This is a genomic window from Pelotomaculum sp. FP (genome assembly GCF_004369245.1).
Taxonomy (GTDB): Bacteria; Bacillota; Desulfotomaculia; order Desulfotomaculales; family Pelotomaculaceae; genus Pelotomaculum_C; species Pelotomaculum_C schinkii.
Window position 1 is genome coordinate 1 of sequence record NZ_QFGB01000082.1, and the last position, 14,426, is coordinate 14,426.

At 40.7% G+C, this 14,426-nt stretch carries 13 protein-coding genes; 3 read left to right on the top strand and 10 right to left on the bottom strand.

Annotated elements, in window-relative coordinates; all coding sequences use genetic code 11:
* Positions 1–264: 264 nt before the first annotated feature.
* On the bottom strand, positions 265–1,515 hold the full coding sequence (locus Psfp_RS19570; protein ID WP_134220201.1) for a HEPN/Toprim-associated domain-containing protein: 1,251 nt from the start codon (positions 1,513–1,515) through the stop codon (positions 265–267).
* Between the two features lie 252 nt (positions 1,516–1,767).
* Between Psfp_RS19570 and Psfp_RS19575 the strand changes: the two genes are divergently transcribed.
* From Psfp_RS19575 to Psfp_RS19585, 3 genes are all read left to right on the top strand, one after another.
* Entirely contained in the window at positions 1,768–1,923 is a 156-nt protein-coding gene (locus Psfp_RS19575) for a hypothetical protein (RefSeq protein WP_348981168.1), read from the top strand.
* Positions 1,924–2,083: 160 nt separating this feature from the next.
* A complete protein-coding gene (locus tag Psfp_RS19580; protein ID WP_134220202.1) occupies positions 2,084–3,463 on the top strand; it encodes an IS4 family transposase in 1,380 nt (459 codons plus the stop codon).
* 63 nt (positions 3,464–3,526) lie between these two features.
* Complete coding sequence (locus Psfp_RS19585) at positions 3,527–3,784, top strand: tyrosine-type recombinase/integrase (protein ID WP_282434367.1); 258 nt, start codon at positions 3,527–3,529, stop codon at positions 3,782–3,784.
* Positions 3,785–3,937: 153 nt separating this feature from the next.
* Here Psfp_RS19585 and Psfp_RS19590 read toward each other — a convergent pair whose 3' ends face one another.
* The 9 genes from Psfp_RS19590 to Psfp_RS19625 all read right to left on the bottom strand — a co-directional run bounded on the left by Psfp_RS19590 (position 3,938) and on the right by Psfp_RS19625 (position 13,911).
* Positions 3,938–5,218, bottom strand: a complete 1,281-nt coding sequence (locus Psfp_RS19590) for a hypothetical protein (RefSeq protein WP_134220203.1) — start codon at positions 5,216–5,218, stop codon at positions 3,938–3,940.
* Entirely contained in the window at positions 5,218–6,213 is a 996-nt protein-coding gene (locus Psfp_RS19595; protein WP_134220204.1) for a hypothetical protein, read from the bottom strand. The genes Psfp_RS19590 and Psfp_RS19595 overlap by 1 nt, the downstream gene beginning before the upstream one ends.
* Before the next feature lies 1 nt (position 6,214).
* Complete coding sequence (locus tag Psfp_RS19600) at positions 6,215–6,862, bottom strand: hypothetical protein (RefSeq protein WP_134220205.1); 648 nt, start codon at positions 6,860–6,862, stop codon at positions 6,215–6,217.
* Positions 6,859–8,775, bottom strand: a complete 1,917-nt coding sequence (locus tag Psfp_RS19605; protein WP_134220206.1) for an AAA family ATPase — start codon at positions 8,773–8,775, stop codon at positions 6,859–6,861. The genes Psfp_RS19600 and Psfp_RS19605 overlap by 4 nt, the downstream gene beginning before the upstream one ends.
* A gap of 404 nt (positions 8,776–9,179) precedes the next feature.
* A protein-coding gene (locus Psfp_RS19610; protein ID WP_243120817.1) for an IS3 family transposase occupies positions 9,180–10,327 on the bottom strand; the annotation gives its coding sequence in 2 pieces (ribosomal slippage) (positions 9,180–10,075 and positions 10,075–10,327; 1,149 coding nt in all).
* Positions 10,328–10,446: 119 nt separating this feature from the next.
* Positions 10,447–10,623 (bottom strand): hypothetical protein, encoded by a 177-nt coding sequence (locus Psfp_RS21885; protein WP_192895549.1) that lies wholly within the window; start codon positions 10,621–10,623, stop codon positions 10,447–10,449.
* 520 nt (positions 10,624–11,143) lie between these two features.
* Entirely contained in the window at positions 11,144–12,019 is an 876-nt protein-coding gene (locus tag Psfp_RS19615) for an Rpn family recombination-promoting nuclease/putative transposase (RefSeq protein ID WP_134220207.1), read from the bottom strand.
* 106 nt (positions 12,020–12,125) lie between these two features.
* Positions 12,126–13,037, bottom strand: coding sequence for a tyrosine-type recombinase/integrase (locus Psfp_RS19620; RefSeq protein WP_134220208.1), 912 nt, complete (start codon positions 13,035–13,037; stop codon positions 12,126–12,128).
* Positions 13,027–13,911, bottom strand: a complete 885-nt coding sequence (locus Psfp_RS19625; RefSeq protein WP_192895550.1) for a tyrosine-type recombinase/integrase — start codon at positions 13,909–13,911, stop codon at positions 13,027–13,029. The genes Psfp_RS19620 and Psfp_RS19625 overlap by 11 nt, the downstream gene beginning before the upstream one ends.
* Between the last annotated feature and the right edge of the window lie 515 nt (positions 13,912–14,426).

Below are 14,426 nucleotides of genomic sequence, written 5' to 3' on the forward strand. Positions count from 1 at the left end.
CTCAGTGTTGCCCTATCCTGCTTAAAAGTAAAAGCAGTTTGAGTATACCATGTGATCCTTTAGTTATCAATGTACAGCCACTACGGAATGATTGTTCAATTTAAACGGTCTTAGTGTTCAACTTCGGCGGTCTAGGTGTTTTTTCTTAGCGGAATATACAGTGTTTGACTTATTCTTATATTTCTATAAAACTTGAATATAATAGCAGTCATAAAATTATATTTCTTTGTGGTCACATTTTTATTTTATTGTTAGCTACAATAATCATCCCTGCGCTTTAATCCATTGAGTTAACAGATAGTCTATGAGGAACTTCAGTTTACTGCTATCATAAGAACCGTCTATTAAACTGCAATTTTTATATGCCCGTGTGTATTCATCTTTCCCAACAAGTTCTCCTTGATACCGTTCAATTTTTTTATTAAATGATGTCCAACGTATGGACGGAATCTTAGCTATGCTATTAAAATCTAAGAAACACTCAATAGAAACTGCTTTGCCGTTGATGTTTTCGTTTATCTCTCCCTGAGGGCCAAGTGTTCGAAAACTTAAAAACTCAGTATGGTCGGGTAACTTGGTAATGAAAAACGTCTTGGGCTTATTGAGAGCATTTGAAAGCTCATACTTTTCTACGCCAGCTGTATCATTATCAAAAATGACAATGATATTGTTCTGAATACCTATACGTGCTAATCCCAAACAGAAATTATACAGGTTGCCTACCCCCGTGAAAGGATAGTTTTCTTCCATATCTACAAAATTAAAGAAATCTGATATGTCCGGATATAGTGATACTAACGCCTTTTTAATAATAAATGAATCGGATGAACCCTCAGTGACAAGCAATATTTTTTCTTTAGGAGTTAACTCATGAACAATTTCTTCTCTCTTAACCCATCCATTTTCAACCACATCTGCAAAGTTCCATTGTAATTCCAAATCGCCATTATTAGGATTCTCCGCAAGAATACGAAGTGTTATGTACGGATCAAGGTTCTCAAAGAACTCGCCAAGATCATATTTGGGATTACGCCAATCATTAGCTTCCTGTTCATCGTAAGTAATTGGAAGATGCTCTTTTATTTGAGGGTCTTCAAGTATGCATTTTCTTACATATTCACCAAGATCATATCCATTCTCATCGTACTTTACGGCAATTTTCACGGTATCAACTTGTGGAACATCTATAGACTTTAATGTACTGTAAAAATCATCAAATGTGAAACGCACTTTATAGCCGAATTCTTCACATTCTCTAATACTATTTTCATAGAGCTTCCTTATCGAATAAATGCTATATCCAAGCAAATCAAGCCGCCTCTTTACTGATGATAATTTGCGTGAATATCCTTCCTTCATTTCAATAATTGCCTCGTCTGTATCCGTATCTACGTAGTAATATGGTACTTGCTTGATATCTTTGGATTGAAATAATGCAGCATGATCCCTGTAAACATTGTTTTTTCCCCAATCAATCTCCATTCTGCCAATGCCAAGAGTTATCATTGATCCCATAGTATCACCTCATTACCACATATCACTATGCCTTATTGCTGACTGACAGAATAAATCTGCCATCGTCATTGCCGAATTAACATAAAGTTTAGAAATATGAATAGCACAAAACTGCTGGCGCAGTGGTTTACCAGCATTGCGCCTAAGCCCTCTATCGCACTGCTGCAAATTTATAGCAGTGTTTTTTTGATCACGCCTCTAAAATATTTATAGTGCCGATAAGCGCTGAAATATTTTAAAGGAGCTAAAACCATGACAAAAGAAGAAATCCTCAAAAAGCTGAAGTTTGACACCAAAATTAGAGGGCTAAGCAAAAACACCCAAAATGAGTATTACACCAAAGCCAAGCGTTTTCAGGACTACTATGACAAACCTGCAACAGAGCTGGACATTGACGATATCCATTAGTGTTCGGTTAAGCTCTAAATATACCATAATCGACCAGAGATGGCGTTTTGCCCCTGGAAAATGGATGACGAAAATTGTTGATAATGTTCTTTGAAAGAAGGGATGAGCCCCATTATTTGTGGAATTCTTCTCCAAATAATGCTTACGAGGAGGTTCGACATTGGCTCCATTTCCCGGAAAAATCAATCCTTACGAAATCGAAAACGTTCTGAACAAAATGTTCGCCCCAGAGTGGTTGAGAGACACAGCGGCCAAAGTCGGTTACGTCCAGCGCAACCGGAAGATCGACCCGGTCACCTTTTTCTGGGTAGTGGTGCTCGGCTTTGGAGTTGGTATGCAGCGTACCCTCGCTTCATTAAGAAGGAGTTACGAGACGGCATCAGCTGAAACACTCGTACCATCCTCTTTTTATGACCGCTTCAATAATGGTCTAATCGCCTTTCTTAAGGAGTGTCTGGCACACGGGATAGCGGAACTTTCCAGCCATACAAGTCTCACGCTTTCAGATAAACTGAAAGGGTTTAAGGATCTGATAGTGGCAGATGGCACGATCATTAGGCTACACAATAAATTAGCTGAAAAGTTCCCGGGAGCAAGGGGCAAGGCCGAGCTCAAGATACATATCGCCACAGGGATCACCGGCAACACAAAAAGCATTGCAATCTATTCCGGCAAAACAGCTGAAATCAAGACCATGCGCATCGGACCCTGGGTGAAGGACAACATTCTCCTGTTCAATCTCGGCTATTTCAAGTACGAGTTGTTCAGTAGGATTAGAGACAATGGCGGTTACTTCTTAAGCAGGCTTAAGCAATCAGCCAATCCTACAATAGTTTCGGTGTTGCGTACCCACCTGGATAATACAATCGACCTGGCCGGCAAAAAGCTTAAGGATATACTCCCCCAACTGAAGCAAGAAGTGATCGACGTCAAGGTGGAGGTCTCCTTCAAAGACAATGCATCTAAGACCAAGAAGTCCAAAAAAGACGGGACGTTCGAAATCTATAATCCCAGGGGTGGCACACCTAAAGTTAAAGAGAGCTTCCGGCTGGTAGGGGTGCTTAATAAGGAAACCAAGAAATATCACCTCTACCTCACCAACTTCAGCCCGCAACAGCTCAAGGCTGAAGATGTGGCGCTCCTTTACAAGGCACGCTGGAGTGTGGAACTACTTTTCAAGGAACTGAAGAGCCTCTACCAGTTAGATGTAATATCCAGCGGTGCGCCTGCAGTGGTGGAGTCGCTGGTGCTGGTGGCCATGCTGACCTTGGTGGTAAGCCACCGGTTGCTTAATCATATGCGGCTTCTGGCTCCGGAGAAAAGCGCCCGTTTTACCCCCCTACGCTGGGCTGAGTCATTTTACGCTATTGCGCCAGTTATTATGGGTCGTGTACTTAAAGCTGCCGGCATTGACGAGGATCCTCTCCTGCTCATCATTTACTTCATGGGTGAGGGCATCGATCCCAACGTCAACAGAGAAAGATTGTTGTCGCCCTGGGTAACAGAGGCTAATTCCCAGGGATTAAATACCACTGATTAATGTTTTTGGTAAACCGATCACGTATGAGTCAGCGATATTGACAGTAAGAAAATGTAGATTTTCATTCGAAACGGCAAAGGCGGTAAGGACAAATTCGCAATTTTATCTCAGTCCAACCTTAATGTCCTACGCCAATACTACCGGGCATACTGGCCCAAAGAATGGCTCTTCTACAGCCGGAATCAAACCGGAACACATATTACTTCCAGAGCAACTCAGAATATTTTCAATAAGTATAAGGACATTGCCGGTATTAAGAAAAAGTGTTCAACGCATACCTTACGGCACCCATATGTCAAGTACACACCGAAAAATTATTAAAATGCCATTGAACATTATTACTCAATGGTATTTAAGTTAAAACAGCTCTAATCATAGTGATAGAGAGGGATTCAGAAAATTCCTTCCCAACTATTTACAAAGAGCCAAATTAGATATCTATTTTTATAAGAGCAACTTTTATTAACGGGTAAATTATCTCTTGCGACATGCTACCATTGATTCCCTAAGTCTGACCTTACGGACATCAGAATCTATACATTGGCTTGATGTTCTAAGGTTGCGTAGTGCATTAACGCTTTGAAGCTCCCATCCACACTTAGTCGCCAGATCTGCAAGCAGTAAATCAACAGGTATTTCGATGCCGGCATATGCAGAAGTGCTTACAATAAACCACATTATTGCATTACTAGCTGCAACGCGATAGCATTCGTTAAAGACAGCCTCCATATCAGAAAAATAATTATGTATCATTGCAGGAATATTTTTATTCCACAAAGACGATTCTCTTTTTTTGACATTTGAAACAATTTCGGCTACCCATGAAGATGAACATGGAGTATCATCATTCCACGCATACTGCACGTGCGACCGAAGCGTCTTAGAGCGTAATTGCCGTAGAGTTTCATTATTTTCCACATACTCGCCTAAAAACAACTCCGGTCTATAAACGTCACAATAGTCGAATGAATTCAAATACGGTGGTGAAAACGTAATGATATTAACATAATCGCTATCTATACCTTTCAATGCCGATCTTGAGTCGCTATTAATAATCTGGACATTTGTACCTTTAAGCGGAACATCTATTAAATCTTTAAGGATTCTATTTGAATATCGAATAAATAAATTTTTTAATTCCAAAGAAGAATATCCCATCGTTTTCCAGTTCTTTTTATATCTCAAACACTTTCCATCACGTCTAGCATTACAACATTCCATTATTGCAGAATACAATGCAAGAGCAAAAAAATCCTGATGGTCCTCAGTGCAATATTCTTTTATTGCCTTTTTTAATGCTTCATATCCTCGCAATACACTTTTATTAAATAGCCATTTTTGATTTGTCCCAGTCGGAGAGAAAGTCGAATAGCCTTCAAGTTTACTCTCGGTTTCAACTGGACGTGCATCAATTATGGCTTTTAGTTCCAGTTCCAAAGAATCCAAGTCTTCCATATATGATTTTGTTTTAGTCCCGCTAATAAACGACATAAAAGGGTTTACTTCAATTGCAACTGCTTTATACCCATGTTGAATACCGGTCAAAGGGGTTGTCCCTGATCCTGAGAAAGGATCGAGAATCACCCCACCATTGAGCCCGGTAGAATTTTCATAATGATTAATGGCTCTCGATACAAAAGCGTCACTATAGCCTTCTTTAAATTCATACCACCTGTGTCGTGGTTTAGACAAATTATCACTGAAGTTTGGAATACAGTCTTTATAATAATCATGTTCCCATATGGCATCTATCATTAATTACCGGCTCCTATCTCGCTTCCACTCCTTGACTCAAGCCAAACAATACGGTAGTCAAGCCTTGCTATTGGTTCGTCAAGAGTAAATGTATCATTTTGGGTTGAATCTTTTCTACCGTCGTAACAAACAACACATCCCTCTAGTGCGCTGGGCTCTCGATCTAAATAAGCACACACTTGACGAATGCCCTCTTTGAGACGGTCAATGTCATAACTTTTACCACTGGCATTTTTGCCCATCCATTTTACTTCTATTATTAAGTGGTCACCAGTGGACATACTAGTAAGTTCAATATCCGTTCTGTCGACACCAGATATTTTCCCAACCTCAGCAACAACCCTGGCATCATAGATATTATCACTTAGCCACTTTGCCAAAAATGTCTGTAATATTTTTTCCGTTTGGCGGTTAGCGATTAATATACGTTTATTTCTGTCATGCCATATTTCATCAATTTTGTTTATTAACTGTTTAGGTCCTTGTTCTTCGATAACCAATTTATAATCTCTATAGCTTCTGGCATTTAACCCTATACGAGTTCTAGTTGAAACCTGTGGATGAACAAAGTTATAAAATGCCACACTGCGTCCCGCAACATTATATAGATGAATATCTTCACCTAAAACATGTAGTGACGGTATTTTATTACTATAACAATAATCGCTAACATCTACCATCTCTGAGCTACTGAGTTCCGCTATGGTAATTCTTAAATTTAAGTCTATACAAAAGCACTCAATTCCCCTTGATATAAAGGCCCATAGTATATCCTTATTTAAATCCTCAGAATTTTCTGGTGACAAAAGGGAATTGCAAATAATAAAAACAAATTGTCGATTACCGTATTTGGCGTGAAACCCTATCAAAACAGGAAATAACTTTTTCATCCAATTTTGAATATCAATTTCGGGCAACATTAACTGACCAGCAATATTCGCTGACAGGGATTTGATTTTAAATTCAGCTATAGCATCATCAATGCCTGATAACAATTTAATCGCCTCCAGTAAAAGAATTGCCCAACAAAATTTGATCACGTGAGGACAAATAGTCAATATATAAATCTGCAATAAAACGGATGTTTGTCTGATCTTTATTATTTTTAAGATAATGCTCAATTAACGCCAAGTAATCGTGGCCAGAGTTTTCGTGTTCAAAATCTAAATCATAGTGATGTCCATAATTTTTGGTTGCAGCATACAAAGGCTCTGCATAGACCAAATCTTTTACTTTGTGAATTCTATTTCGTTCTACTAAACTGTAAATCACCCCATCGACAATTTGGACTCTATATTGAATAGAGGCTGACGCCTTTATTAGATTATTTGTCCAACGCATACCGCTGTCAGTTATCAAATAATTACATGAAACGGTATTGTTAGCAACTTTTATATCACAAATCTCTGCTAAATCTCTTATAACAAGTGCATCCAATGCATTTTGAATATTTTTATCATATGGTCCATAAAAATAAGTTTGATGTCCTTTTGTACCAGATAAAACAAATAAATAAGCACTTATACTATCAACAAGATATATGACCTTTTGTATCTCTAACCTACCCAAAAGGAGCTCATAATTTTTTGCAACTAATAAACATAAAGAAACATCCTTAATTCTTAGCAAAAAATCACGATTCATTGCTCTACCTCCGCAAGGATGGCATCGCGAATTTCAGTTAACTGGGTAGATGCAGTTTGAATATCTGACAGTCTACCGTATTTTAACAGATCAAAAACTTCAATTCGAACATCATGCCCTTTTGCTTTTTGTACCAAAGACTGCGCAATTCCCAAATACTGCAAATTATTTGTTAATACCAAATTCCCGCCTTTTTGCATGAAGGATAAAAACATTTTGACTACATTATCTACATAACTGACATCTAATGCATTTTCGGGGGTTTCACATATAAAGGAAGCATTAGTTTTACTTATACCCTTGCTTAATGTAATCACTGACATTCTAAAAGCAATATCCAGGAAAAATCTTTGGGCCTCAGAACAAGTTTCCGGAGCATCGCGATCAACGTCATAAAAACGCGGAACCAAGTAGCTCATGTTAACAAATTTGGCCTTGCTTTTTGTATATGTTAATTCCACTGGTACCCCTATAAATTTTGAAGCTAAGTCTGAGTAGATTTGATATAGCTGCTCATACCGGCTTTGGAAACTTGATATAAAAGTATCATAAATTTCATCTGCTTTTTTAGTAAGCTGGTTAATTTCAGCTTCAAGTTCTTTCTCTTTTTGACATAAATTCACATATTCTTCCGTGATTAGTTCTTCATCGATAAAATCTACATTGTCCGCATCTTCTTCAGCAGCTAGAAAGTCATCTGAGTAATCGTAGTCAAGCTTCGATAGTTGATTTCGAATTGCAGAAATATCTTCTTCAATCTGAGAAAGTTTATTTTTGTTTTGTATAATTTGAACATCTAATTCATTTCTTGCTGCTATCTTTTCGCTTAACTGTGAGTTAAGGGTATCTAAATCCGCATATGTAAAGGAGTTTTTATGATTAGATATTGGTTCACCACATATTAAGCAAACTCCAGATTTGACACGTTCTTGAATAAGCACCTTTAAAGAGTCTGATTTTTGATCGCATGCAGGACAATGTCCTGTTTTTAGAGTTTTGTTAAAAACCAACGCATTTTTTTCATCATGTTCTAGTAAGAGTGCCTGCACATAATCGGATTCCGTTTTGCGTATTTGATCCCCAATTTCGGAAATAGTACGCGCTAGGATAGCTCTGGTTTCTTCATTAGATTTAATTAAGGAGTATATTCGCTGACTATTGTCACTCAGATCCTGAAGCCTTCCCAATAAATCTTTCTTCTTTTTAATATATAAATTATGTGCATTACTAGGACTGCTTTCTGCGGAATCCTCCGGCTTTGGAGTTTTTTGTAAAGCCGCACGTTTTTCTATACGCCCAATATCCCAATGTATTTTTCTCTTATTACTATCCTTTTCCTTTACTAATTGTCGCAATGCTCTGTATTCTTTTTCTACTACTAGTTCATTATTTATAATCATTAATGCTCTAATCTGAGCATCGTAATCCCATAACAACGAACGACGATTTTCAGGCAGATATAACAATCTGTTAACAATGAATGAAAAATCACTTACACTATCATAATTTCCATATTCTATAACAGCTTGTTCAATGGTTATTGCCTTAAAATCGTCTTGACCGTAGGTGGAAACCGTGCATTCAAGAACACGGGTCGAAGTAAACCCGCGTTTAACTCTAATAAAATTTTGGCCAAAAAGGAAATCAACAAGCACAAAAGCATCATCATTAATTCTACCTTTAAAATAATTATGATTCCATCTTTGTGATCGTATTTCTTCTACCTCTGGTTCATCGGTTCCGCCAGTCAAAGCATAAACCAGGCATTGAAGTAGTGTAGTCTTCCCTAATCCATTTCCACCTAGAAGAATATTTAAATTCCCGGATAGATCAATTTGAAAATCATTACTCGTAAATATCTTTCCAAATCCATAAATAGAAAGCCTTTCAATTTTGGGGAAAACTACAGCCATTCCATTACCCCCTTCAAAAAATTCAAATTAATTAAAACTGTGTGTGAAGCTAAGGTTTTATACACATATTGTTCTACATTTTGCCTAATATAGTAATAATCTATAATAGTCTTTCAATTTGATACTTTTGAGCTTGCCCCATTAAAATAGACATAGAAAATGGCGGATTATCTTCTGTTTTCACAGATTTTCAATTTTAGGCTGGGAATGAGGCTTAGCAAATTCTTTCTCATGTTCGACCAAGTATCGAATAAGAGCCGTGGCCGCCCTTGACATGGAGCCTCGCACCCGTGTTGCCAAGGACCAAGGGGCCAGTATCGCTTTGCTTATGGCCCTTGCCAATCAAGGCTAACACGGGCATTCTCCATGTAAAGGGTCTTCGCTTCGCTACGATGAACGGCCACTTACGCTGCTGTTTTAAAGGATTGTTCGTATTCGACTGGCGACATATATCCAAGGGCTGAATGCAGCCGAACCCGGTTGTAAAAGACTTCAATATATTCAAAGATGGCTTGACGGGCTTCAGCTCTTGTTTTAAATCGGGTACCATAAATCAGTTCCCTCTTCAGGGTTCCAAAAAACGATTCCATACAGGCGTTGTCATAACAATTACCTTTGCGGCTCATACTGGCGTTCATTTCGTAGTCCTTTAAAGCTTGCTGGTATTCATGACTGGCATATTGACTCCCGCGGTCTGAGTGATGAATAAGTCCTGCTGATGGCCGATACCGCCAAACTGCCTGTCTGAGAGCATCCAGGACCAACTGGCGAGTCATTGTACTGTCCATAGCCCAGCCCACAATCTTTCTTTGGAACAGGTCTTCAATAGCTGCAAGGTATAACCACCCTTCATCCGTTGCGACATATGTAATATCAGCAACCCAGACCTGATTAGGATGGCTGGCAGTAAAGTTCTGATTAACAATGTTTTCAGCAACCGGATAATGGTGCTTTGAGTTAGTGGTAGCCTTAAATTTTCTCCTTGTCTTGGCGGCTATATCGTTCTCCCGCATCAGGCGGGCCACCCGGTTCCGGCTGCAAGTAATGCCTTGTTTCTTCAAGGTCCTGGTTATTCTCGGACTACCATAAGTACCCCGGGAAATCTGATGAACCTTACGGATCTTTTTAATTAGTTCTTTATTCCGGATTTTTCGCCGGCTTTCCGGCCTTTTCAGCCAAGCATAGTAACCGCTTCGAGAGACTCCAAAAACCTGGCACATCTTCTCCACCCGAAATTTGAAGCGGTGCTGATTAATAAACTTATAAGCTATTTCTGGTGTCTTGCGAAGATGGCCGTGGCCTTTTTTAGAATGGCGTTTTCCTCTGGTAAATCAGCTATCATTTTTTTTAAACGCCTGGTTTCTGCGTCCTCTGGCAGTAGATTGCCGCTGCCTGGAAAAGCGTTTTCCTTATGTTCTTTATACTGACTAACCCATTTGTGCAGGGTGTTCTCATGGATACCGAGTTCTTTGGCCACCGTTGCCACGGATCGCCCCAACTCTACTACCAGGCGGACCGCTTCTTCTTTAAAATGCTTATCGTAACGTTTCATGATGGACACCTCCACTGGTTTTATTGTACCAGCCATTTACCGTGTCCATCAAATCGGGTCAGGTTTACTTTTGCTGACCAGAGGAGGTCTTTGAGCTTACTTTAATTCCCAGTGTTTCGTTATTGATTTTCGCCTATAACAGTTCTCCCTATGTCGTAGATTGTTACATAAGCCACTTCACCAACAAATCGTATGCCATCTGTTGTGTTAACATAGTTGCCCATTGAATCATACATTTCCGCAACTATGCCTTTCTGACTAATAGAAATCAGCTTTCCAATGCTTCTGCTATTCATTGCCATCCTCCCGATTGAACACATCAATAAGCTGATTAACCGGTTGATACTGCGCTTTTATTATCACAGCCACTATATCCTGAGTGGCTATAAAAATTAATCCTATCTCAATTTACTTGCAAAATATTGTTCAATATTCCTAATCTTCGACAATACATTTGGAGTTTCCTGCATACCAACCTAAAATAACCCACAAGTCTGTTATGTCTTGTAAGCGATTATAAATAGATTAAACTCGAAGGAAATCACATTTTGTCAACCTGTTTTATTGCCTTGCTACAACTAGCATGATTATTAATCGAGTAATCAAGGTAGAAATAATAAACTTGCGTATAATACCCCCCAATTTGTCTTAAAACAGACAACGCCCCATTCAACCAGCAGTAAGCATCTACGGGTTGAAGGGGCGGTTTTTATAAATACTTGACCAGGGTTAATTTCCCTTTTCTTTCACATCACACAGTAAAAAGGTTTTCTCTTCCCCCTGAGAGCAGGTAAGATTTAAAGAATCAGATGGATATTACTGTTTTAAAGTTGCTATGAAATCTTCTATTGTATCCGAACTTACTGCTTTACGTACAACTTCTTTAATAGCATCCGGTTCTTTTAGAGCAATCAATCGCTCCCGTAAATCATCTGGGACCGCACCAAATTTTGTCTCAATCAGATCTATAAGCAAATCCAGCCGTCCCTTTAGTTCACCTCTTAATTCACCTCTTTGTTCCCCTCTGGCTTCCCATTCTTCTCGTATACCGTCGAACAGCGGGGAGTTTTCCATTCTGCTCACCTCCAGCACTCTAAGAATTAAATTTTTCGGAAACTTAAGTGATGCCATGACACCCAATGCCAGGTACATCGTGGATCTTTCTTCCTCATTCGGAACTTCAAATTCCAATCGCTGCGCACATTTTTCCAGCACTTTTTCAGGTGATTCATCATGTTTCATAAGAGGTACAAATGGTATTATGCCGATTAACCCCCGGTAAAGGTACTCTGTGCCATATACATCTCTTAGATTAATTTGACGGTAATTAAAGCCTATGACACTGAGGTCCAGACAGTCGAAACTGTACTTCTCCTTTATACCTCTGCCAGTTAGATTTACCACCACAGGATATACGGGTTTCCTATACCGCCGATGGTGAATGGCTGTATATTCCAGCATTCTCAGGGGCATTTCCCGGTCGGGTCTGGTCTGAAATTCAACCAGCATGAGATATTCGTAACCATCTTCAGACACTTTAAAGAGGGCATCCGTCATTCGCTGTAGCGATACTGCCTCTTTGTCCTGCTCTTCAACATACTCTACCGTAATTTCCATGCCACGGACTAAAGTAGCTATATGTTGGGTGTACCGCTGGATTATGGCCTTGATTAAATGATCATATTCGGCCACCGATAATCCTCCCTTGTGTTCATATTATAACAGAAATAACATTTATAGTAACAGGGCTTCAAAGATAACGAGCCTGCTCTGATTTTGCTTCCTTTGCTGCAGCTCATTAGCATATTTCCCAAACAGATCTCTCCTCCCGGACAAGTCCCTTCTCCCGGCGTTGCACGTAGGCAATCAGTTCCTTCCTCAGAGCGCGTATATCGAGTTTGGCATAGCGGCTGGTGGTTTGGATGTCCTGATGTCCCAGGAGCTGGCGGATAATTTCAATATCCACCCCGTCGTTTAGCAGGCTGGTGGCGCAGCTGTGCCTTAGCTGGTGTATTTCGTATTGTAGACCCACTTTTTCACGCAACTGTTCCCAGTAAAAGAGGGCGGTGCGGTAGGACATAGACCGCGCTTTTTTACCGCTGTGAGGGCGAAAAAGCGGGCCGTCAACAAGCTTGCAGTCTTTTATGTAGTCTTTGAGAAGCCCCAGGCAATCCATTTCCGGCAGCAGGGGCACCAGACGGACGCGATCGCCCTTACCCCGAATTATCACAAACTCCTGTCCCTGGGTAAAGTCAATGTTTTCAATTTGGATTCCTAAGGCTTCACTAATCCGCATGCCCGTTTCTAAAAGCATAGTAAATAACAGTCGCTCCCGTGGCGGTAGCCGTTTCATTTCCTGCAGCAGGATGAGCAATTTTTCAGTAGGAATGGACCGGGGCACCCACTCCCCCCATTTAGGGCCGTTCAGACGGGCCAGGGGATTGGCCGGAATGATTTCAAACCTGGTGCACCAGTCCAAGAACTTATTCAGGCTGGCAAAGTTCCTGCCTCTGGTGGATGGGGCTTTTTCAGCCAGGGTCTGCAGGTACTGCCGCAAATGGTCTGTCATTAAATCCTCAATTTCACCGTTGTAATAGCCGGCAAACCGGTTGAGATCGGAGCGATAGTTTCTTATGGTATGCCATGACCTCCCTGCGTTGGAAAGATCGGCGAGGAATTCTTCGATCAGCGCTTTAAAATTAGGGGACACCGGCTTCACCCTCCTTTTGGCGGCGCAGGTGACAAGCCATCTCCCGCCGCAGTACGCTGTGTTCCAGCTGGGCGTAACGGCAGGTAGTGGAAAGCTTTTTGTGGCCCAAAAGCTTCTGAATCGCCTCGATGCTGACGCCGGAATTCAGCAAGTGAGTTGCGCAGCTGTGCCGCAACTGGTGGATGCGGTAGCGTGTGCCGGTTTGCTTTTGCAGTTGGCGCCATAGAATACCGGCATCTTTATATGAAAGTGGCTGACTGACATCACCAGGTTGGGGGAATAGGTAGATTTGGTCCGGATCATATTTGTTCACTTTTTCTCTAAGTAACTCCAGAGACAAAAGACCGGGTACAAGGGGAATTGCCCGTAAGCGGTCGCCTTTGCCACGAACGATGATTTTCTCTTCCCCGGGTGACAGGTCAATATCGTTAAACCGGATGGACAGGGTTTCCCTGATGCGCATACCGGTTTCCAGGAGTAGAGTAAAGAGCAGTCGCACACGTGGTTCAGCTTGTTTTATGGCATCTGCAATAAGCTCCAGGTGCGCCGTTGGGATAGGCCTGGGAGGATAGGCGTGGCACCTGGGAGTTTCCAGCTTGCAGATAGGATTGACGGTGATATATTCGAACCGGTAACACCAGTTCAGGAAGTTCTTCAGATTGGAGAAGTGACGGGCACGGTTGTTGGGACTCCCGCCCACTGAGGCCAGGTAACGGCGAAGTATGCCGGCGTTGATCTCTGAAACAGGACCGCAAAATAACCGTGTAAAATTGTGCAGTGTACAACGGTAGTCGCTGATGGTGCTCTTGGCCAAGCCACAGTTTACCAAGTCGGCCAGAAACTCCTGGATCAAGGGCAGCAAAAGATGAGACATGCTTGGTACTCCTACAGAACTTTTATTTATGGAACATATGTTCGACATGTAGTGGAAATATCCTGCCTGGAGTACCGGAAATTTTTCACTAGTAGCTCTTAGTTGCCCGTCATTAGGATGAATGGTATATCCTCAGAGATTTTAACGGTTCGGAAGAAAATAGCACCTTGGGCAGAATAGGTAATATCAAAGGGTTGCCAACTAAAGAAGATTTGGAGAGAATTAAGGAGAGCGCCAAGAACCTGGCTCTGCGCTTATAATGCCAGGCTTCTATTTATCATTCCATCCTTTGCCAAAACATTTTGGTTTTCAGATTAGCTCTCAGCCTGGTCATGAACACTTGTTTCAAGTGCTTAGCAGGAGATTGCATAAAAACGGATAAAAATTGTAAGCCCAGCGGTAAAATGTCAAGCCCACTTTAAAAAAGAATTGGAAAAAATATTTCATTATGCGAGACAAAAGAATATAACAAACTAAGCCCAGAAAATTACAATATCTGGGTCTGAGAGGGTGGT

Excerpts from the sequence above, each read along its gene's own strand:
- Psfp_RS19570 (WP_134220201.1), bottom strand. The coding sequence starts at position 1,515 with ATGGGATCAATGATAACTCTTGGCATTGGCAGAATGGAGATTGATTGG.
- Psfp_RS19575 (WP_348981168.1), top strand. The coding sequence starts at position 1,768 with ATGACAAAAGAAGAAATCCTCAAAAAGCTGAAGTTTGACACCAAAATT.
- Psfp_RS19590 (WP_134220203.1), bottom strand. The coding sequence starts at position 5,218 with ATGATAGATGCCATATGGGAACATGATTATTATAAAGACTGTATTCCA.
- Psfp_RS19600 (WP_134220205.1), bottom strand. The coding sequence starts at position 6,862 with ATGAATCGTGATTTTTTGCTAAGAATTAAGGATGTTTCTTTATGTTTA.
- Psfp_RS19605 (WP_134220206.1), bottom strand. The coding sequence starts at position 8,775 with ATGGCTGTAGTTTTCCCCAAAATTGAAAGGCTTTCTATTTATGGATTT.
- Psfp_RS21885 (WP_192895549.1), bottom strand. The coding sequence starts at position 10,623 with ATGAATAGCAGAAGCATTGGAAAGCTGATTTCTATTAGTCAGAAAGGC.
- Psfp_RS19625 (WP_192895550.1), bottom strand. The coding sequence starts at position 13,911 with ATGTCTCATCTTTTGCTGCCCTTGATCCAGGAGTTTCTGGCCGACTTG.